Origin of the sequence: Curtobacterium sp. MCLR17_055 (genome assembly GCF_003234305.1) — a bacterium.
GTDB classification, from domain to species: domain Bacteria; phylum Actinomycetota; class Actinomycetes; order Actinomycetales; family Microbacteriaceae; genus Curtobacterium; species Curtobacterium flaccumfaciens.
The window spans coordinates 43,266-62,311 of sequence record NZ_QKSX01000012.1; the positions used below are offsets into that span (position 1 = coordinate 43,266).

The following is a 19,046-nucleotide window of genomic DNA, read 5'->3' on the forward strand; positions in this document are numbered from 1 at the left end:
GGCGCGTCCGGCACGCACGCGCACCGCTCCGGCCGCCGGGCGGGCGTCCGCTACACTCGTCCGGGGCCGTCCGCGGCCCGAGGACACTTCACAACACGACCGAACGGGACACCGACGACTCATGGCCAGTACCACAGACATCAAGAACGGCGCCGTTCTCATCATCGACGGCCAGCTGTGGTCGGTCGTCGAGTTCCAGCACGTCAAGCCGGGCAAGGGCGGCGCGTTCGTCCGCACGAAGCTCAAGAACGTCGTCTCCGGCAAGGTCGTCGACCGCACGTTCAACGCCGGCGCGAAGATCGACACCGCCGTCGTCGACCGTCGTGACTACCAGTTCCTGTACGAGGACGGCGACTCCTACGTGTTCATGGACACCGACACGTACGACCAGATCCCGGTCTCCGCGACCGTGGTCGGCGACGCCAAGAACTACCTGCTCGAGTCCGCGATGGTCACCATCGCGATGAACGAGGGCAACCCGCTGTACGTCGAGCTCCCGACGTCAATCGTCACCGAGGTCGAGACCGAGCCCGGCCTGCAGGGCGACCGTTCCTCCGGCGGCACCAAGGACGCGACCATCATCGCGACCGGCCACCGCATCCAGGTCCCGCTTTACCTGGAGAGCGGCACCCTGGTGAAGATCGACACGCGCGACGGCAGCTTCCTCGGCCGCGTCAACTCCTAGGCGCTGACCGTATGAGTGCTCGTTCGAAGGCCCGCAAGCGCGCCCTCGACATGCTGTACGTCGCCGAGGTGCGCGAGCTGCCGATCGCGGACGTGCTCGCCACCGAGACGGTCCGGCACCTGGACCAGCCGGAGCGCGCCTCCAGCTGGGACTACGCCCGCCAGATCGTCACCGGTGTCGACGATGCCCGCCACGAGATCGACTCCGTCATCGTCGACCACGCCCAGGGCTGGTCGATCGCCCGGATGCCGGTCCTCGACCGCTGCATCCTGCGGATGGCCGTCTGGGAGCTCCGCTTCAACCCGGAGGTGCCCGACGCCGTCGCCATCGCCGAGGCGGTCGAGCTCGCGCAGTCGCTGTCCACCGAGGACTCCGCCGGCTTCGTCAACGGCGTCCTCGGGGCCGTCGCCGGCGGTCGTGCACCGTCCGGTCGGACGGTCGCAGGAGACCAGGAGTCCCGGTAGGGTTGACCACGTCAGCATCCTTTAATGCCGTCCAGTGAGGCGGGGAAGGGGGTCGACGTGGGAACCAGAACGGTCCTGCAACAGCCCGACATCACGCGTGCCCTGACACGCATCGCGCACGAGATCCTCGAAGCCAACCACGGGGGCTCGGACCTCGTGCTCCTCGGCATCCCGACCCGCGGCGCCGTCCTGGCGGAGCGCCTCGGCCGGATCCTGGCCGGCATCGAGCCGGAGTGGTCCTCGGCCGCCGGCGGCATCGGGACGGAGCGTGTCGGCACGCTCGACGTCACCATGCACCGCGACGACCTCGGTCACGGCATCGGCCGCGCGCCGCACCGGACGGTGATCCCCGCTGGCGGCATCGACGGCAAGGTCGTCGTGCTCGTCGACGACGTGCTGTACTCCGGTCGGACCGTCCGCGCCGCACTCGACGCGCTGCAGGGCATCGGCCGGCCGCGTGCCGTCCGGCTCGCCGTGCTCGTCGACCGTGGCCACCGCGAGCTGCCGATCCGCGCGGACCACGTGGGCAAGAACCTGCCGACCGCGTCCGACGAGCGGGTCACGCTGCACCTGGCCGAGACCGACGGCGACGACACCGTGTTCATCGAGCAGGGGGTGGCGTGATGCGGCACCTGCTCTCGACTGCCGACCTGTCCCGCGACCAGGCCGTCCACATCCTCGACGTCGCCGAGGAGATGGCCGAGGTCAACACGCGCGAGGTCCGGAAGCTCCCGGCGCTGCGCGGCAAGACCGTGGTGAACCTGTTCTTCGAGGACTCCACGCGCACGCGCATCTCGTTCGAGGCCGCCGCGAAGCGCCTGTCCGCCGACGTCCTGAACTTCGCCGCGAAGGGCTCGAGCGTCTCCAAGGGCGAATCCCTGAAGGACACCGTGCAGACCCTCGGCGCGATGGGCATCGACGGCATCGTCATGCGCCACGGGGCATCGGGCGCGCCGCGGGTACTCGCCGACGCCGACTGGATCGACGTGCCGGTGGTCAACGCCGGTGACGGCACCCACGAACACCCGACGCAGGCGCTGCTCGACGCCTTCACCATGCGCCGCCGCCTGCACGGTGCCGGCTCGCGCGGCCAGGGCCTCGACGGCGTGCGCGTCCTGATCATCGGCGACGTGCTGCACAGCCGGGTCGCCCGGTCGAACGCCTGGCTGCTCCGCACCCTCGGCGCGAGCGTGACCTTCGCCGCGCCGCCGACGCTGCTGCCCGCCACCCCGTCGCCGTTCGGCGCCGCGGTGCACCACGACCTCGACACGGCCCTCGCCGAGGACCCGGACGTCGTCATGACGCTCCGCATCCAGCAGGAGCGGATGAACGACGCCTTCTTCCCGAACCCGCGCGAGTACACGCGGCACTGGGGCCTGACGGCGGCGCGCTTCGGTCGGCTGTCCGAGCGCACGCTGATCATGCACCCCGGTCCGATGAACCGCGGGCTCGAGATCGCCGGCGTCGCCGCCGACGACCCCCGTTCGACCGTCGTCGAGCAGGTCGAGAACGGCGTCTCGGTCCGGATGGCCGTCCTCTACCTCGCCCTGACGGGCAGTGCCGGAACCGGCACCGACGCGAAGGAGTCCGCCGCATGACCGCTCACCTGATCCGTGGCGCGCAGCTGGTCGACGGCTCGCGTGCCGACATCCGTCTGGAGGCCGGGCGCATCACCGCGGTCGGGTCCGGTCTCGACACGGCCGGCGCCACCACCGTGGACGCGGACGGCCTCATCGCCCTGCCCGGCCTCGTGGACCTCCACACGCACCTGCGCGAGCCCGGTCACGAGGAGTCCGAGACGGTCCTCACCGGCTCGCGTGCCGCGGCCGCCGGTGGCTTCACCGCCGTGAACGCCATGGCCAACTCGAGCCCCGTTGCCGACACCGCCGGGGTCGTCGAGCAGGTCCAGGCCCTCGGCGACGACGCGGGCTACGTGACGGTCCGCCCGATCGGCGCCGTGTCACAGGGGCTGCAGGGCACGCACCTGTCCGAGATCGGCGCGATGGCGACCTCGCGTGCGAAGGTCCGGGTGTTCTCGGACGACGGCTCCTGCGTGGCCGACCCGCTGCTCATGCGCCGCGCACTCGAGTACATCAAGGGCTTCGGCGGGGTGCTCGCGCAGCACGCCCAGGAGCCCCGGCTGACCATCGGCGCGCAGATGAACGAGGGCCGGCTGTCCTCGGAGCTCGGCCTCGCCGGGTGGCCCGCCGTCGCGGAAGAGGCGATCATCGCCCGCGACGTCCTGCTCGCCGACCACGTCGGGGCACGCCTGCACGTCTGCCACGTCTCGACGGCCGGCAGTGTCGAGGTGATCCGGTGGGCGAAGTCCCGCGGCATCGACGTCACGGCCGAGGTCACCCCGCACCACCTGGTGCTCACCGAGGACCTCGTCGCCGGCCACGACGGTGCGCCCGGCTACGACGCCCGCTACAAGGTGAACCCGCCGCTCCGCGCCCGCGAGGACGTCGAGGCGCTCCGCGCGGCCCTGGCCGACGGCACCATCGACATCGTCGCGACCGACCACGCGCCGCACACCGCCGAGGCGAAGTGCTGCGAGTGGCCCGCTGCCGCGAACGGCATGGTCGGCCTCGAATCGGCGCTGAGCGTGGTGCAGTCCGCCGTGGTCGACGACGGCCGGCTGGACTGGGCCGACGTCGCCCGGGTGCTGTCCGAGGCGCCGGCGCGGATCGCCCAGGTCGAGGGGCACGGGCAGCGCATCGCCGAGGGAGCACCCGCCGAGATCACGCTCTACGACCCGTCGGCCAGCCGTGAGTTCGCGGTCACCGACCTCGCCGGGCAGTCGCAGAACTCGCCGTACCTCGGCATGACGCTGCCCGGCCGGGTCGTCGCGACCTTCCACCAGGGGTACGCGACGGTGCTCGACGGCCGGGTCGTCGACGCGGACACGATCGCGGCGCACGCCGCGGCGCTCCGGACAGGGGCGCGCGCATGAGCGGCGACGCGCAGCGCTGGCTTCTCGGCGCGGTGATCCTGCTCGCGGTCGCCGCCCTGTTCGTCGCGATGGCGCGCACCTGGCGGACGCGGACCAGGAAGCAGGCGGAAGCCGTGCCTCCAGTCCGGGTGCCGGCCGACCTGGCACCGGCGGTCGGGTCGTGGGACGGGTTCACCGTCGCGACGACCCGCGCCGACCAGCCGTTGGAACGCATCACCGCAGGCGGCCTCGGGTTCCGCGGCCGCGGCGGGGTGACGGTCCACGCGACCGGCGTGGTGATGCGCCTCGCCGGTACCGACGACCGCTGGATCGCGCGCGACGCGGTCCGCGGCGCCGACCGCTCCACGTGGGCCATCGACCGAGTGGTCGAACCCGGGGGACTGGTCCGTCTGCGATGGACGGCGACCGGCGCCGCAGGTGCGACGGACCTGGACACCTACTTCCGGTTCCCGGAGGGCGACGCAGCCGCGCTGCACGCCCTGCAGGGACTGACCGAGACCGGGCCGCAGGCGACTGCGGCCGATGCTCCGCGAACCGCGGGCGAAGGGAAGAAAGCATGACACGCGAACGGGCCGTCCTGGTCCTCGAAGACGGCACCCGGTACGACGGCTGGGCCTACGGCGCCCGTGGGCGCACGCTCGGCGAGGTGGTCTTCGCGACCGGCATGACCGGCTACCAGGAGACGCTGACCGACCCCTCCTACGCCGGACAGATCGTGGTGCAGACCGCGCCGCACATCGGCAACACCGGGGTGAACGACGAGGACCCCGAGTCCCGTCGCATCTGGGTGGCCGGGTACGTGGTGCGCGACCCCAGCCGCGTGGTGTCGAACCACCGCGCGAACGCCACGCTCGACGACCACCTGGTGCGCGACGGCATCGTCGGCATCTCCGGCATCGACACCCGCGCACTCACGCGCCGCATCCGTGACGCCGGCGCCATGAAGGGCGGCGTCTTCAGCGGTGCGGACGCGGCGCTGTCGGCCGAGTCGCAGCTGGACGCGGTCGTGTCGCAGGCGACGATGGCCGGCGCGAGCTTCTCGGCGGTCGTGTCCACCCCGGAGACCTACGTCGTCCCCGCCGTCGGCGAGCAGATCGGCACCCTGGCCGTGCTCGACCTCGGCGTGAAGGCCTCGACCACCCGGTACCTCGCGGCCCGCGGCTTCGAGGTGCACGTCGTGCCGCAGGACATCTCCGCCGCGGAGCTGGAAGCCCTCGCACCGGACGCCCTGTTCTACTCGAACGGCCCCGGCGACCCCGCCGCGTCGGACGCACAGGTGGAGCTGCTGCAGGACAGCCTGCGCACCGGCCGCCCGTTCTTCGGCATCTGCTTCGGCAACCAGCTGCTCGGCCGTGCGCTCGGCTTCGGCACCTACAAGCTGCCCTTCGGTCACCGCGGCATCAACCAGCCGGTGCTCGACACGACCACGGGCAAGGTCGAGATCACGAGCCAGAACCACGGCTTCGCGGTCGACGCGCCCCTCGGCGAGGTCCTCGAGTCCCCGGCCGGGTTCGGTCGGGTCGAGGTCTCGCACTACTCGCTGAACGACAACGTGGTCGAGGGCCTCCGCGCGCTCGACGTGCCGGCGTTCAGCGTGCAGTACCACCCCGAGGCCGCCGCCGGACCGCACGACAGCATGTACCTCTTCGACCGGTTCGCGGACATGGTGCGCGAGCGTCGCGACGGGGAGCCGCTCGACGCGGCCACCGCCGACGCCACGACCCCCGCAGCAGACATCACCAAGGAAGCGAACTGATGCCCAAGCGCGCAGACATCAACTCCGTCCTCGTCATCGGCTCCGGCCCGATCGTCATCGGTCAGGCCGCCGAGTTCGACTACTCCGGCACCCAGGCGTGCCGCGTCCTCCGGGCCGAGGGCGTCCGGGTCATCCTGGTCAACCCGAACCCGGCGACGATCATGACCGACCCCGACTTCGCCGACGCGACCTACATCGAGCCGATCACGAACGCGTCGCTCGAGGAGATCATCCGCATCGAGAAGCCGGACGCCGTCCTGCCGACCCTCGGCGGCCAGACGGCCCTGAACGCGGCCATCGCGCTCGACGAGGCCGGCATCCTCGCGAAGCACGGCGTCGAGCTCATCGGCGCCAAGGTCGAGGCGATCCAGCGCGGCGAGGACCGCCAGCTCTTCAAGGAGCTCGTGCTCGAGTCCGGTGCCGACGTCGCCCGCAGCCACATCGCGCACACGCTCGAAGAAGCGAAGGAGTTCGCGAAGGACCTCGGGTACCCGCTGGTCGTCCGCCCGTCCTTCACCATGGGCGGCCTCGGCTCGGGCTTCGCCTACAACGAGGCCGAACTCGTCCGCTTCGTCGGCGACGGGCTGCAGTCCAGCCCGACGACCGAGGTCCTGCTCGAGGAGTCCATCCTCGGCTGGAAGGAGTACGAGCTCGAGCTGATGCGCGACAACTACGACAACACCGTCGTCATCTGCTCCATCGAGAACGTCGACCCGGTCGGTGTCCACACCGGTGACTCGATCACGGTCGCCCCCGCGCTGACCCTGACCGACCGCGAGTACCAGAACATGCGGAACATCGGCATCGACATCATCCGTCGCGTCGGCGTCGACACCGGTGGCTGCAACATCCAGTTCGCCGTCGACCCGTCGAACGGCCGCGTCATCGTCATCGAGATGAACCCCCGCGTGTCCCGCTCGTCCGCCCTCGCGTCGAAGGCCACGGGCTTCCCGATCGCCAAGATCGCCGCGAAGCTCGCCATCGGCTACCGGCTCGACGAGATCGAGAACGACATCACGAAGGTCACCCCGGCGAGCTTCGAGCCGACCCTCGACTACGTGGTCGTGAAGACCCCGCGGTTCGCGTTCGAGAAGTTCCCGGCCGCCGACGCCACCCTCACCACGACGATGAAGAGCGTCGGCGAGGCGATGGCCATCGGCCGGAACTACGCCACGGCACTGCAGAAGTCGCTGCGCTCGCTCGAGAAGCGCGGGTCGAGCTTCCACTGGGACACCCCGGCGGCCGAGCTCGACAAGGACGCCCTGCTGGCGAAGTCGTCGATCCCGACCGACGGCCGCATCGTCACGGTCCAGCAGGCGCTGGTCGCGGGCGCCACCGCGGACGAGGTCTTCGAGGCCACCAAGATCGACCCCTGGTTCATCGACCAGATCGTGCTCATCAACGAGGTCGCGGACGAGGTCCGGGCCGCCGACACCCTCGACGCGGACACGATGCGCTGGGCGAAGGAGCACGGCTTCAGCGACACCCAGATCGCGAGCCTGCGCAGCACGGACGCGGCACCGGTCTCCGAGCAGCAGGTCCGTGACGAGCGGCACGCCCAGGGCATCCGACCGGTCTTCAAGACCGTCGACACCTGCGCCGGCGAGTTCCCCGCCCTGACGCCGTACCACTACTCGTCGTACGACACCGAGACCGAGATCACACCGAGCGACCGCAAGAAGGTCGTCATCCTCGGTTCCGGCCCGAACCGCATCGGGCAGGGCGTCGAGTTCGACTACTCGTGCGTGCACGCGTCCTTCGCGCTGAGCGCCGCCGGGCTCGAGACGATCATGATCAACTGCAACCCCGAGACCGTGTCGACCGACTACGACACCTCGGACCGCCTGTACTTCGAGCCGCTGACCGCCGAGGACGTCCTCGAGGTCATCGAGGCCGAGGCCGCGTCCGGCGAACTCGTCGGCGTCGTCGTGCAGCTCGGTGGTCAGACCGCCCTCGGCCTGGCGAAGCCGCTCGAGGCCGCGGGCATCCCGATCCTCGGTACCAGCCCCACCGCGATCGACTCGGCCGAGGAGCGCGGCCAGTTCTCCGCCATCCTCGACGCCGCCGGCCTGCTCGCACCGCGGAACGGCACCGCCCACGACCTGGCGAGCGCGACCACGGTGGCCGAGGAGATCGGGTACCCCGTCCTCGTCCGCCCGTCGTTCGTGCTGGGCGGCCGCGGCATGGAGATCCTCTACGACTCCCCGTCGCTCGCGGACTACTTCGACCGGATGGCCGACCAGGCGATCATCGGCCCGGAGCTCCCGCTGCTGGTCGACCGGTTCCTGGACGACGCCGTGGAGATCGACGTCGACGCGCTCTTCGACGGCGAGCGGCTCTACATCGGCGGCATCATGGAGCACCTCGAAGAGGCCGGCATCCACTCCGGCGACTCGGCCTGCACCCTGCCCCCGGTCGGCCTTGGCCGCGCGGAGATCCAGGGCGTCGTCGACGCGACCGAGAAGATCGCCCGCGGCATCGGCGTGCAGGGCCTGCTCAACGTCCAGTTCGCCATCGGCGCCGGCGTGCTCTACGTCCTCGAGGCGAACCCGCGCGCCAGCCGCACCGTGCCCTTCGTCTCGAAGGCGCTCGGCATCCCGCTGGCCAAGGCCGCGTCCCGCATCATGACCGGCACCACGGTCGCCGAGCTCGTCGCCGAGGGCATGCTGCCCGAGCGTGACGGGGCGTTCGTCCCCGCACAGTCGCCGGTCGCCGTGAAGGAGGCCGTGCTGCCCTTCCGTCGCTTCCGCACCCGTGAAGGCCAGGTCGTCGACTCGGTGCTCAGCCCCGAGATGCGCTCCACCGGCGAGGTCATGGGCATCGACCGCGACTTCCCGCGGGCGTTCCTCAAGTCGCAGGACGCCGCGTACGGCGGCCTGCCGACCAGCGGCACGGTCTTCGTGAGCGTCGCCGACACCGACAAGCGCGCGATCGTGCTGCCGGTGCACCGCCTGCAGCAGCTCGGCTTCACGATCATCGCGACCGAGGGCACGGCGGAGATCCTCCGCCGCAACGGCATCGAGGTCGGGATCGTCGGCAAGTACAGCCAGGGCGGCGAGAGCGTCGTCGACCTGCTCGCCAGGGGCGAGGTCGACATCGTCATCAACACGCCGTCGGGTGCCGCCGGTCGTGCGGACGGGTACGAGATCCGCGCGGCCACGGTCGCGGCGGACAAGCCGCTGTTCACGACGATCGCGCAGATCGGGGCGGCCGTCGCGGCGATCGAGACGATCGGTTCGCCGCTCAACGTCCGCAGCCTGCAGGACTACGCGCTCGAGCGCGCGACCTGGTGACGGCTGCCAGCATGGCAACGACCCGGTCGGGAGGCCCGGCCTCCTTCGGCGACCGCCTCGCGTCCGCCATGGGGGAGCGTTCACCGCTCTGCGTCGGGATCGACCCCCACGCCGCCACCCTGGCGGCGTGGGGGCTCGCCCGCGACGAGCAGGGCCTGACGGCGTTCGGCGCCACCCTGGTCGACGCGGCCGCCGGCCGCGCGGCGATCGTGAAGCCGCAGGTCGCCTTCTTCGAGGCGGCGGGGGTCGTGGGCTACCGTGCGCTCGACGCGACGATCCGCCGGGCACGCGATGCGGGCCTCCTGGTCGTCGCCGACGTGAAGCGGGGCGACATCGGGACCACCGGTGACGACTACGCGCTGGCGTGGCTGGACCGCGACGGGCCGTTCGCGGCCGACGCGATGACGGTGTCGCCGTACCTCGGGTACGGCTCGCTCCGGGGCACGATCGACGTCGCGCGCCGGAACGGTGCCGGCGTCTTCGTGCTCGCGGCGACGAGCAACCCCGAGGCGCGGGTGCTGCAGACCGCGGTGCTCGCGGAAGGACCGCGTACCGGCCGGACGGTCGCGGCCGGTATCGTCTTGGACGTGGCAGACGACAACCGGTCCGTGGGCGATCAGGCCCTCGGCGACGTCGGGCTCGTGCTCGGCGCGACCCTTCACCTCGACGACTTCGGCATCGACGCGGACGCGATCGGCACCGCGCCGGTCCTCGCACCGGGCTTCGGTGCCCAGGGCGCCCGCATCGAGGACCTCCGTGCGCTGTACGGCGCGCGTGCCGAGCAGGTGCTCGTGAGCGAGTCGCGCGGCCTGCTGACCGACGGTCCGGACGGCGTCGCGGCGCTCGTCACCGACCGCGCCGACCGCATCCGCACGGCACTGGCGGCGGCAGCGTGACCGACGAGCACGAGGGCCTGCCCGCCCACCGCACCCCGCCAGAGGTCGACCGCGTCGCCGCGGCGAAGGCCGCGGTGGCCGCGCGACGCGCCCGGGCCGCGGTGAAGGCCGCGATCGCGTCGGGGGAGCGCTCGGCACTCGACGTCGCCCGTGCCGCGTGGGACGACTCGTTGGTCGAGACGACGTCGGCGGAACGCTCGCTGCGGGTCCGTGACCTGCTCGTCAGCCTGCCGGGCATCGGCCCCGCGCGCGCCGAGGCGATCATGGGGACCCTGCGGATCGCCCCCTCGAAGCGCCTCGGTGGCCTGGGGACCCGGCAGCGGACCGCCCTGGCGGACTGGCTCGCCGCCCGCGGGCGCAAGCGTGGTGCCTCGAAGCTCGTCGTGCTCGCCGGACCCACCGCGGTCGGCAAGGGCACGGTCAGCGCGCACATCCGACAGCACTACCCGGACGTCAACCTCAGCGTCTCCGCCACCACCCGGAAGCCGCGCCCCGGCGAGGTCGACGGCGTGCACTACTACTTCGTGGACGACGACGAGTTCGACCGCATGATCCGCGACCGCGAGCTGCTCGAGTGGGCGACCGTCCACAACTCGTACCGCTACGGCACCCCGCGCCCGCCGATCGACCGCGCGCTCGACGCCGGCGAGAAGGTCATGCTCGAGATCGACCTGCAGGGGGCCCGGCAGGTCCGCGACGCCATGCCCGAGGCGGTGCTCGTGTTCCTGCTGCCCCCGACGTGGGAGGAACTGGTGCGCCGGCTGATCGGCCGCGGGACCGAATCCGCGGAGGAACAGGCGCGTCGTCTCGAGACCGCGAAGGTCGAGCTGGCCGCGCAGGACGAGTTCGACGTGCGGATCGTGAACTCCGATGTCGGCACCGCGGCACGTGAGGTCGTAGACTTGTTCTCTGCGCCCTGACGGGTGCACTGACTTCGAGGAGACACCATGGCCAACCCCCAGGGCATCATCGACCCGCCCATCGACGACCTGCTCAGCAAGGTCGAGTCGAAGTACGCGCTCGTCATCTTCGCGTCGAAGCGCGCCCGCCAGATCAACGACTACTACGCCGACCTGCACGAGGGCTCGCTCTTCGACAACGTCGGACCGCTCGTCGACTCGACGATCGACGACAAGCCGCTGTCCGTCGCGCTCCACGAGATCAACGAGGACAAGCTCACCGTCACCAAGCAGCAGCAGCCCACCGACTGATCCCGGTGACTGCAGCTGCTCTCCGCCTCTTCACGTCCGAGTCGGTGACCGAGGGGCACCCCGACAAGATCTGCGACCAGATCTCGGACAGCATCCTCGACGCACTGCTGACGGTCGACCCGAACGCGCGCGTCGCCGTCGAGACGATGGTGACCACCGGGCTCGTGCACGTCGCCGGCGAGGTCACGACCTCCGGCTACGTCGAGATCCCCAAGCTCGTCCGTGACGTCATCACCGGCATCGGCTACAACTCGTCGGACGTCTCGTTCGACGGTGCCACCTGCGGTGTCGAGGTCTCGATCGGCGCGCAGTCGCCCGACATCGCGCAGGGTGTGGACGAGTCGCTCGACTCCCGCACCGGTGCGGTCGACCCGCTCGACCGTCAGGGCGCCGGCGACCAGGGCATCATGTTCGGCTTCGCGACGAACGAGACCCCCGAGTACATGCCGGTCGCGATCTGGCTGGCGCACCGGCTGGCCGAGCGCCTGGCCGCGGTCCGGAAGTCGGGCGAGCTGTCGTTCCTGCGTCCGGACGGCAAGACCCAGGTCACCATCGGGTACGACGGTGTCGTGCCGAAGACCGTCGAGACCGTCGTGCTCTCCACGCAGCACTCGCCGAGCGTCACGCTCGACGAGCTCACCGCGGCGATCACCGAGCACGTGATCCGTCCGGTCCTCGACCTGGTCGACCTCGACTCGTCGCACGTCGACGTCATCGTGAACCCGACCGGTCGCTTCGAGATCGGTGGCCCCCAGGGTGACGCCGGGCTCACCGGCCGCAAGGTGATCGTCGACACCTACGGCGGGGCCTCCCGTCATGGTGGCGGCGCGTTCAGCGGCAAGGACCCGTCGAAGGTCGACCGTTCGGCGGCGTACGCGCTGCGCTGGGTCGCCAAGAACGCGGTCGCCGCGGGGCTCGCCGACCGGCTCGAGGTGCAGGTCGCGTACGCGATCGGCCGTGCGAAGCCCGTCGGGCTGTACGTCGAGACCTTCGGCACCGGACACGTCGACGACGCCACGATCGAGGCCGCCATCCGCCAGGTCTTCGACCTGCGTCCGGCCGCGATCATCCGCGACCTCGACCTGCTCCGACCGATCTACGCGCAGACCGCGACCTACGGCCACTTCGGCCGCGAGCTCCCCGGGTTCACGTGGGAGCAGCTCGACCGTGTCGAGGAACTCCGCGTCGCCGCAGGACTCGTCGCCGCGACCGTCTGAAGCACCGCGTGACCACCGTCGCGCGCGTCGTCCTCGACTCGCCGCTCCCGCAGTTGGACCGTCTGTTCGACTACCGGGTGCCGGCCGAGCTCGAGGACGACTGCGTCGCGGGGGTCCGCGTCAAGGTGCCGCTGCGCACCGGGGCCCGGATGTCCGACGGCTACGTGGTCGAGATCGTCACCGAGGGCGAGTACCCGGGTGAGTTGAGCCAGATCGAGGCCGTCCTGTCCCCGGTGCCCGTGCTCGCGCCGGAGATCTGGACCCTCGCGCGTGCCGTCGCCGACCGCGCCGCGGGCGTCGCCTCGGACGTGCTACGCCTCGCCGTGCCGCCGCGGCAGGTGCGCGCCGAGAAGGCCTGGCTCGCCCGGGACACCGCCTGGTCGCCGCCGCCGGTGACCGCCCCGCCCGTCACCGGCTACGCCGACGGCGTCCTGGAGGCCGTGGTGACGGAGCACGGGCGCGCCGCGGTCGCCGCCGTGCCCCAGCCCGTGGCGGTGGGTGACGCGGACGCACCGGTCTGGGTCCCGGGATGGGCCGCGACACTCGCCCAGGCCGCCGCACACACGGTGGCGGCCGAGCAGTCTGCGGTGATCGCCGTGCCGGACTTCCGCGACGTCATCGACCTCGAGCGCGCCCTGCTCGCCGTGCTGCCGCCGGAACGGGTGGTGCGGTTCGACGCCAAGCAGACGAACGGGCAGCGCGCGAAGGCCCTGCTGCAGGCCCGCACGCACCCGGTGGTCGCGATCGGCAACCGTACGGCGATGTACGCGCCGGCGACGGAGCTCGGCCTGATCGCGATGTGGGACGACGGCGACGCCTCATTCATCGAGCAGCGGGCCCCCTACGTGCACACGCGTGACGTGGCCCTGGTGCGGGCCGCCCAGTCCGGGGCCGCGCTGCTGTTCGTCTCACACGCGCGCAGCACCGACGTGCAACGGCTGGTGGAGCTGCACTGGCTGCAGGACGTCGTGCCCTACCGCGTCAAGACGCCGAAGGTCATCCCCACCGTGCAGCAGACCGGGGCCGAGGGGTTCGCCGCACAGGCCCGCATCCCGAGCTCCGCCTGGCGTGCAGCGCGCGAGGCCAGCCAGCACGGTGCCGTCCTGGTGCAGGTCGCGAGCCCGGGCTTCGGTACGGGGCTGGTCTGCGCCGAGTGCGGCGAACGCGCGCACTGCCGGGTCTGCGGCGGGCCGCTCGGCAGCCCGCACCGCGGCGCCACGCCCCAGTGCCGGTTCTGCGGTGCCCTGGCCGTCGGGTTCCGCTGCCCGACGTGCGGCAACGGCACCGTGAAGCCGGTCGGCCAGGGGGCCCAGCGCACCGCGGAGGAGCTCGGGCGGGCGTTCCCCGGCACCCGGATCATCGTCGCGGACGGATCCCGTCCGCTCGACGAGGTTCCCGCCAAGCCATCGGTCGTCGTCGCCACCCGTGGGGCCGAGCCGTCGGTGCCGGGCGGGTACGCCTGCGTGCTGCTGCTCGACGGCGAGAAGATGCTCGCCCGCGAAGGGCTGCGGGTGCAGGAGGACGTGCTGCGCTTCTGGACGAACGCCGCCGCGAAGTCGGCCCCCGGTGCCGAGGTGTACCTGGTCGGGATCGGTGGGCGGCTGGCCTCGGCGATGGCCCTGTGGCGACTCGACGGACCCGCGCACGACGAGCTGACGGACCGCCGCGAACTCCACTTCCCGCCGGCGGTGCGGGTGGCGACGATGACCGGTACCGACGAAGCCGTCACCGCGGCGGTCGAAGCGCTCGGCGACGCCGTCGTCGGTCCGGTGCTCGGCCCGGTCCCGGTCGAGGACGACGCCCTGCCGGGCACGGTCCGGGCGATCGTGCGGTTCCCGTACGCGCACGGGGCTGAGGTCGCCGCCACGCTCAAGGCCGAGGTCATCCGGCGCTCGTCGACCCGGCGGGTGCTCAAGGGCGGCAACCGACGACGGGCCGCTCCGACGCTGCGGGTGCGGTTGGACGACGCGGAGCCGTTCTCCGAGGTCTGACCGCGCCCGGGTCCGTGTGGGCCCGGGCGCTCCACGACGCAGAACGACACCGCCGACGTCGTGCGACGTCGGCGGTGTCGTTCGGGGTCTGCCGCCGTGCGGCGACCGGCTGGTTCTGGGCCGGTCAGGCGTTGGCGGGCCGACGACGCTCGCGCGGCAGCACGACGCCGAGGGCGACCATGCCGATGGCGAGCACGAGGTGCAGCCAGTTGTCGGCGTTGTTCAGCGGGACGAAGTTCGCACCCGAGCTGTGGCCGGCGGTGAACAGGCCGTAGATCCACAGCACGAAGTAGACGATCCCGCCGATCACCAGGTACATCCGCGAACCGGAGGCACGGTTGGCGGCGAGCAGTCCGACGACGCCGAACAGCAGGTGCACGATGTTGTGCAGCACGGACACCTGGAAGATGCCGAGCAGCATGCCCATCGACTCGTGTCCGGCCCCGGCCAGGTCGCCGGTCGTGATGCCGGGGACGAACCCGGCGATCCCGACGAGCAGGAACACGATGCCGACCACGAGGGCGGCCTTCTGGACGGACGAACCGGCGTAGCGGTTGGTGGCGGTGGTGACGTCGCTCATGGTGTCTCCTGATCTCAGCGCGGTTGCGCGGGGTTGGTGGGCACGCCGTGGGACGGCGGGTTGATCGTCGGACCGGCGGTGGCCGGCGTGACGTCCGCTGGTGCCGAGGCCCCCGCAGACGTCTCGGGGAGGTGCTCCGGCACGGAACCGGTCGGCTCCGCACCGCCGTCCAGGGCCTCGATCCGGTGACGGATCCGCTCCAGCACCGGCAACCGTGCGCCGTGGGCGTGCTCGTGGTCGAGCAGCACCTCGAGCTGCTCGCGGTCGAGAGCCGTCAGGTGCTCCGTCAGGTTGCCGAGCGGGACGTGGTCGAAGTCCGGGATGGGCAGGTCTCGGTCGGTCATGGTGCTCCTTCCGTCGATACCGCCAGAACCTACGCAGCCCACGCTCTGCTGGTGCACAGGCAGTGCCGAGCACCGCGTGCTCCGGACAGGCGGTCGGGGTCGGGTGGGCCCGTCGGCGTGGGAGGATCGAACCCATGCGTCTCGTCGTCGCCGGCAGCCCCGCTGCGGCCGTCCCCACCCTCCGCCGTCTGGCGGCGTCCGACCACGAGATCGTCGCGGTGCTCACGCGGCCGGCCACCCCGCAGGGCCGCAAGCGTGTCCTCACCCCGACCCCGGTGGCCGTCGTCGCCGCGGAGCTCGGACTGCCGGTCATCGAGGCCTCGCGCGTCGACGACGCCGTCACCGCCCGGATCGCGGACCTCGACGTCGACCTCGGCGTGATCGTGGCCTACGGTGCACTGCTCCGCCGCCCGGCGCTCGACGCCCCGAGGCACGGCTGGATCAACCTGCACTTCTCCGACCTGCCGGCGTACCGCGGTGCGGCTCCCGTGCAGCGTGCGGTGATGGCCGGCGACACCCGGACCGCCGCCACCGTCTTCCAGCTGGTCGAGTCGCTGGACGCCGGCCCGGTCTACGCCGCGCGGCCCTTCGAGATCGACCCCGAGGCGACCTCGGGTGAGGTCCTCGCGGCGATGGCCGAGGTCGGCGCCGACGTGGTGGCGGACGTCGTGGACGCCATCGCCGCCGGCACCGCCGTCGCGACCGAGCAGTCCGGCGAGCCCACGGTCGCCCCGAAGCTCACGATCGACGACGGCCGCACCGACTTCGCCGCGCCCGCCACCGTCGTGCACGCGCGGCTGCGCGGGGTCACGCCCGAGCCCGGCGCGTACGCCCACCTGGGTGAGACCCGCGTGAAGCTGCTCCGCAGCACGATCGAGCCTGGAGGCACGCAGGACCCCGCCCCGTCGCTCGCGCCCGGTGCGCTCGCACTCCACGGCGGCCGGCTGCTGGTCGGGACCGCCGACACCCCGCTGGTGCTGCTCGAGGTGCAGCCGGCGGGCAAGAAGGCGATGGACGCCGCCGCCTGGGCCCGTGGCCTCGGCGAACTGGACGGGAAGGTCCTCGCATGAGCCCCCAGACGAAGCCCCAGGGTGCCCGCCGCGGCCCGCGTCCGGCGAGTGCCCGCCGCGTGGCGTTCGACGTGCTCCGCGCCGTGCAGGTCGACGATGCCTACGCGAACCTGCTGCTGCCGACGCGCATCCGCCGCGCCGGGCTCACCGCCCGCGACGCCGGGTTCGCGACCGAGCTCACCTACGGGTCGATCCGGATGCTCGGCCGCTACGACGTGATCATCGCGCTGGCATCCGGTCGCCGGGCCGAGAACATCGAGGCGGACGTCCTCGACGTGATGCGTCTCGGTGCGCACCAGCTGCTCGCCATGCGCACGCCGACGCACGCCGCCGTCGACGCCACGGTCGAACTCGCCCGCGAGGTCGGTGCCCGCCGCGCCACCGGGTTCGTGAACGCCGTGATGCGCAAGATCGCCGCCCGCACCGACCAGGAGTGGGACGCCCTGATCACCGAGGGCCGCGCCGGGGACTCCCTGCTCGCCACCCGCTGGTCGCACCCGGTCTGGGTCGTCTCGGCGCTCCGCGACGCCCTGGCCGCCGAACGCTCCCGTGACGAGCTCGCCGCCCTGCTCGCCGCCGACAACGCCGCCCCCCGGGTGCAGCTCGCGGCCCTGCCCGGACTCGCCACCGACGAGGACATCGCCACGGCGACCGCCCGCACCGCCCGGGACGACGACACCGACGCCGCGTTCGCCGACGCGACCGGTGCGGACGACGTGCCCGCGGCCCTGGTGCCCGTCGACGACGAACCGGAGGCCGACGGCGCGACGGGCACCGTGCCTCCCGTCCGGGCCGACGAGCCCGTCGTGCAGGCGGATGCCGCACCGGTGTCGCCCGTCGGCATCCGCGGCATCAGCGGCGACCCGGCGCGCGTGCCGGGCGTCGCCGCCGGACGCCTGCGCGTGCAGGACGAGGGTTCGCAGCTCGCCGCGCTGGCGCTGAGCCGCTCGTCGGACGTGCGCGCGGGGGAGCGGTGGCTCGACATGTGTGCCGGGCCCGGCGGCAAGGCCGCACTGCTCGCCGCCGAGGCGCAGCAGGGCGGGGCGACCCTGGTCGCCAACGAACTCGTGCCCGCCCGCGCCGGCCTCGTGCGGAACGCGCTCGGTGTGTTCGGCGACCACGTGCGGGTCGTCGAGGGTGATGCCCGTCGGTACGGACGCGACGGCACCGGGATGACCTTCGACCGCATCCTGCTCGACGCCCCGTGCACCGGGCTCGGCGCGCTGCGTCGCCGACCGGAGGCACGCTGGCGGAAGCTCCCCGAGGACGTCGAGGAGCTCGCTGCCCTGCAGACCGAACTGCTCGACGCCGCCGTCCGGGTGCTCGCACCGGGCGGGACCCTGGCGTACGTGACGTGCTCGCCGCACCTGGCCGAGACCCGCGGGCAGGTCGACGCGCTGATGGGGCGGCACGGGGACCGGCTCGAGCAGCTCGACACCGCCGCGATCGTCCGGGGTGTCGCCGCACGCGACCCCGAGATCGCGGACGGCGCCACGGCGCAGCTGTGGCCGCACCGCATCGGGACGGACGCGATGTTCATCGCGCTGTTCCGTCGCGTCGACTGAGGAGGTTGCCCCACTGGAACGCTTCTGATATGTTGGTTCCACAAGACCGGTTCCGCCTGCGAAAGCAGGTCCAGGGCCGGTCCTCTTCGTGTGGGGGTGCGTTGAGCGAGGTCAAGGCGTTCCGGTCGACCAGACAACAGGTCGCGTTGCTCGAGGCCCGCGGGATGGATGTCGGGGACCACGATGTCGCGGTCGAACTGCTGCGGCGGGTCAGCTACTACCGCCTCAGCGGGTACTGGTACTCGTTCCGTCAGCTGCGGTCCGGGCGCCGGAGCGACGACTTCGCGGCGGGCACGCGCCTGGCTGACGTGGTCTCCCTGTCCGACTTCGACGCCCGCCTCCGGACCACGGTCTTCGACGCGATCGCGCCGATCGAACTCGCCGTCCGAGCCGCACTCGGCCATGAACTGGGGCGGCTCGATCCGTGTGCCCACCTGGAACCGGCGCTGCTCGGCGTGCTCGCCCGGTCGGGTGACCAGTACGCCGACTGGCGCCGTCGCCACGACCGTGAGGTCGGGCGGTCCCGAGAGGACTTCGTGGAGCACCACCGGCTCGCGTACGGCGGGACCCTGCCCGTGTGGGCCGCCGTCGAGCTCATGGACTGGGGGAGTCTGAGCCGGCTCTTCGGGTTCGCACCGCCGATGGTGCAGACCGAGGTCGCCGGAGCGTTCGGGCTGAGGCCGCCGCAGTTCTCCTCGTGGCTCCGTGCGCTGAACGTCGTCCGCAACGCCTGTGCCCACCACGGGCGGTTGTTCAACCGGGTGTACCCGAAACGCCCCCGCCTGCCGCGCGGAGGGACGCACGACGGACTCGACCTCGCCGCCCACGCGATGAACCGGACCTACGGCCAGCTGACGCTGGTGCAGTACCTCCGGCAAGCCAGCGGCATCGGGCCGTCCCGGCTGCTCGCCGGAGCGATGGCTGCCTACCCGCCGATCGCGCTGGTCCCCTTCGAGCAGACGGGGGCGCCAGCGGACTGGAACGCGACGTCGCTGTGGCGATGACCGCGGGCCTCCAGTGG

General features: G+C 72.1%; 18 protein-coding genes. 16 read left to right on the forward strand and 2 right to left on the reverse strand.

Features of this window, described 5'->3' with window-relative positions; all coding sequences use genetic code 11:
• The first annotated feature begins 121 nt into the window (after positions 1-121).
• From efp to DEJ09_RS11795, 13 genes are read left to right on the forward strand one after another with little or no spacing between them, the layout of a single operon-like run.
• Positions 122-685: an elongation factor P gene (efp, locus tag DEJ09_RS11735; protein ID WP_017887175.1), complete on the forward strand. Its 564-nt coding sequence runs from the start codon at positions 122-124 to the stop codon at positions 683-685.
• An 11-nt stretch (positions 686-696) separates the two neighbouring features.
• Positions 697-1,149, forward strand: a complete 453-nt coding sequence (gene nusB / locus DEJ09_RS11740) for a transcription antitermination factor NusB (protein WP_027465744.1) — start codon at positions 697-699, stop codon at positions 1,147-1,149.
• Positions 1,150-1,173: 24 nt separating this feature from the next.
• A complete protein-coding gene (gene pyrR / locus DEJ09_RS11745; RefSeq protein ID WP_017887177.1) occupies positions 1,174-1,773 on the forward strand; it encodes a bifunctional pyr operon transcriptional regulator/uracil phosphoribosyltransferase PyrR in 600 nt (199 codons plus the stop codon).
• Positions 1,773-2,747, forward strand: a complete 975-nt coding sequence (locus DEJ09_RS11750) for an aspartate carbamoyltransferase catalytic subunit (RefSeq protein WP_071403715.1) — start codon at positions 1,773-1,775, stop codon at positions 2,745-2,747. Before pyrR ends, DEJ09_RS11750 begins: the two co-directional genes overlap by 1 nt.
• Positions 2,744-4,102, forward strand: a complete 1,359-nt coding sequence (locus tag DEJ09_RS11755; protein ID WP_111088749.1) for a dihydroorotase — start codon at positions 2,744-2,746, stop codon at positions 4,100-4,102. The genes DEJ09_RS11750 and DEJ09_RS11755 overlap by 4 nt, the downstream gene beginning before the upstream one ends.
• Positions 4,099-4,662: a hypothetical protein gene (locus DEJ09_RS11760; protein WP_051596738.1), complete on the forward strand. Its 564-nt coding sequence runs from the start codon at positions 4,099-4,101 to the stop codon at positions 4,660-4,662. The genes DEJ09_RS11755 and DEJ09_RS11760 overlap by 4 nt, the downstream gene beginning before the upstream one ends.
• Positions 4,659-5,858, forward strand: coding sequence for a glutamine-hydrolyzing carbamoyl-phosphate synthase small subunit (gene carA, locus DEJ09_RS11765; RefSeq protein ID WP_071403717.1), 1,200 nt, complete (start codon positions 4,659-4,661; stop codon positions 5,856-5,858). The genes DEJ09_RS11760 and carA overlap by 4 nt, the downstream gene beginning before the upstream one ends.
• Positions 5,858-9,151, forward strand: coding sequence for a carbamoyl-phosphate synthase large subunit (carB, locus tag DEJ09_RS11770; RefSeq protein WP_111088750.1), 3,294 nt, complete (start codon positions 5,858-5,860; stop codon positions 9,149-9,151). The genes carA and carB overlap by 1 nt, the downstream gene beginning before the upstream one ends.
• 11 nt (positions 9,152-9,162) lie before the next feature.
• Positions 9,163-10,047, forward strand: a complete 885-nt coding sequence (gene pyrF, locus DEJ09_RS11775; RefSeq protein ID WP_111088780.1) for an orotidine-5'-phosphate decarboxylase — start codon at positions 9,163-9,165, stop codon at positions 10,045-10,047.
• Entirely contained in the window at positions 10,044-10,967 is a 924-nt protein-coding gene (gene gmk, locus DEJ09_RS11780) for a guanylate kinase (RefSeq protein ID WP_239001435.1), read from the forward strand. The genes pyrF and gmk overlap by 4 nt, the downstream gene beginning before the upstream one ends.
• A gap of 27 nt (positions 10,968-10,994) precedes the next feature.
• Positions 10,995-11,258 carry a DNA-directed RNA polymerase subunit omega gene (gene rpoZ, locus DEJ09_RS11785; protein ID WP_017887186.1) on the forward strand — a complete coding sequence of 88 codons (264 nt, stop codon included), beginning with the start codon at positions 10,995-10,997 and terminating at the stop codon, positions 11,256-11,258.
• Between the two features lie 5 nt (positions 11,259-11,263).
• Positions 11,264-12,475, forward strand: coding sequence for a methionine adenosyltransferase (metK, locus tag DEJ09_RS11790; protein WP_111088751.1), 1,212 nt, complete (start codon positions 11,264-11,266; stop codon positions 12,473-12,475).
• Between the two features lie 8 nt (positions 12,476-12,483).
• The gene (locus DEJ09_RS11795) at positions 12,484-14,466 is read left to right on the forward strand and encodes a primosomal protein N' (protein WP_111088752.1); all 1,983 of its coding nucleotides are present in this window, start codon (positions 12,484-12,486) and stop codon (positions 14,464-14,466) included.
• Between the two features lie 124 nt (positions 14,467-14,590).
• On the opposite strand, the gene DEJ09_RS11800 is transcribed toward DEJ09_RS11795, so the two are convergent.
• Positions 14,591-15,046 (reverse strand): DUF4383 domain-containing protein, encoded by a 456-nt coding sequence (locus tag DEJ09_RS11800; RefSeq protein ID WP_071403720.1) that lies wholly within the window; start codon positions 15,044-15,046, stop codon positions 14,591-14,593.
• A gap of 14 nt (positions 15,047-15,060) precedes the next feature.
• Positions 15,061-15,390: a hypothetical protein gene (locus tag DEJ09_RS11805; protein WP_111046409.1), complete on the reverse strand. Its 330-nt coding sequence runs from the start codon at positions 15,388-15,390 to the stop codon at positions 15,061-15,063.
• 134 nt (positions 15,391-15,524) lie between these two features.
• On the opposite strand from DEJ09_RS11805, the gene fmt reads away from it, so the two are divergent.
• From fmt to DEJ09_RS11820, 3 genes are all read left to right on the forward strand, one after another.
• Positions 15,525-16,460, forward strand: a complete 936-nt coding sequence (gene fmt / locus DEJ09_RS11810) for a methionyl-tRNA formyltransferase (protein WP_111088753.1) — start codon at positions 15,525-15,527, stop codon at positions 16,458-16,460.
• Positions 16,457-18,025 carry an RsmB/NOP family class I SAM-dependent RNA methyltransferase gene (locus tag DEJ09_RS11815; RefSeq protein WP_258373883.1) on the forward strand — a complete coding sequence of 523 codons (1,569 nt, stop codon included), beginning with the start codon at positions 16,457-16,459 and terminating at the stop codon, positions 18,023-18,025. Before fmt ends, DEJ09_RS11815 begins: the two co-directional genes overlap by 4 nt.
• Positions 18,026-18,126: 101 nt before the next feature.
• Entirely contained in the window at positions 18,127-19,029 is a 903-nt protein-coding gene (locus DEJ09_RS11820) for an Abi family protein (RefSeq protein ID WP_258367001.1), read from the forward strand.
• Positions 19,030-19,046 lie beyond the last annotated feature (17 nt).

Bases quoted from the DNA above. Each gene is read 5' to 3' on its own strand.
- rpoZ (WP_017887186.1), top strand. From the start codon at position 10,995: ATGGCCAACCCCCAGGGCATCATCGACCCGCCCATCGACGACCTGCTC.
- DEJ09_RS11800 (WP_071403720.1), bottom strand. From the start codon at position 15,046: ATGAGCGACGTCACCACCGCCACCAACCGCTACGCCGGTTCGTCCGTC.
- fmt (WP_111088753.1), top strand. From the start codon at position 15,525: ATGCGTCTCGTCGTCGCCGGCAGCCCCGCTGCGGCCGTCCCCACCCTC.
- pyrR (WP_017887177.1), top strand. From the start codon at position 1,174: ATGCCGTCCAGTGAGGCGGGGAAGGGGGTCGACGTGGGAACCAGAACG.
- DEJ09_RS11760 (WP_051596738.1), top strand. From the start codon at position 4,099: ATGAGCGGCGACGCGCAGCGCTGGCTTCTCGGCGCGGTGATCCTGCTC.
- carA (WP_071403717.1), top strand. From the start codon at position 4,659: ATGACACGCGAACGGGCCGTCCTGGTCCTCGAAGACGGCACCCGGTAC.
- DEJ09_RS11805 (WP_111046409.1), bottom strand. From the start codon at position 15,390: ATGACCGACCGAGACCTGCCCATCCCGGACTTCGACCACGTCCCGCTC.
- DEJ09_RS11755 (WP_111088749.1), top strand. From the start codon at position 2,744: ATGACCGCTCACCTGATCCGTGGCGCGCAGCTGGTCGACGGCTCGCGT.
- nusB (WP_027465744.1), top strand. From the start codon at position 697: ATGAGTGCTCGTTCGAAGGCCCGCAAGCGCGCCCTCGACATGCTGTAC.
- efp (WP_017887175.1), top strand. From the start codon at position 122: ATGGCCAGTACCACAGACATCAAGAACGGCGCCGTTCTCATCATCGAC.
- pyrF (WP_111088780.1), top strand. From the start codon at position 9,163: ATGGCAACGACCCGGTCGGGAGGCCCGGCCTCCTTCGGCGACCGCCTC.
- DEJ09_RS11750 (WP_071403715.1), top strand. From the start codon at position 1,773: ATGCGGCACCTGCTCTCGACTGCCGACCTGTCCCGCGACCAGGCCGTC.
- DEJ09_RS11815 (WP_258373883.1), top strand. From the start codon at position 16,457: ATGAGCCCCCAGACGAAGCCCCAGGGTGCCCGCCGCGGCCCGCGTCCG.
- carB (WP_111088750.1), top strand. From the start codon at position 5,858: ATGCCCAAGCGCGCAGACATCAACTCCGTCCTCGTCATCGGCTCCGGC.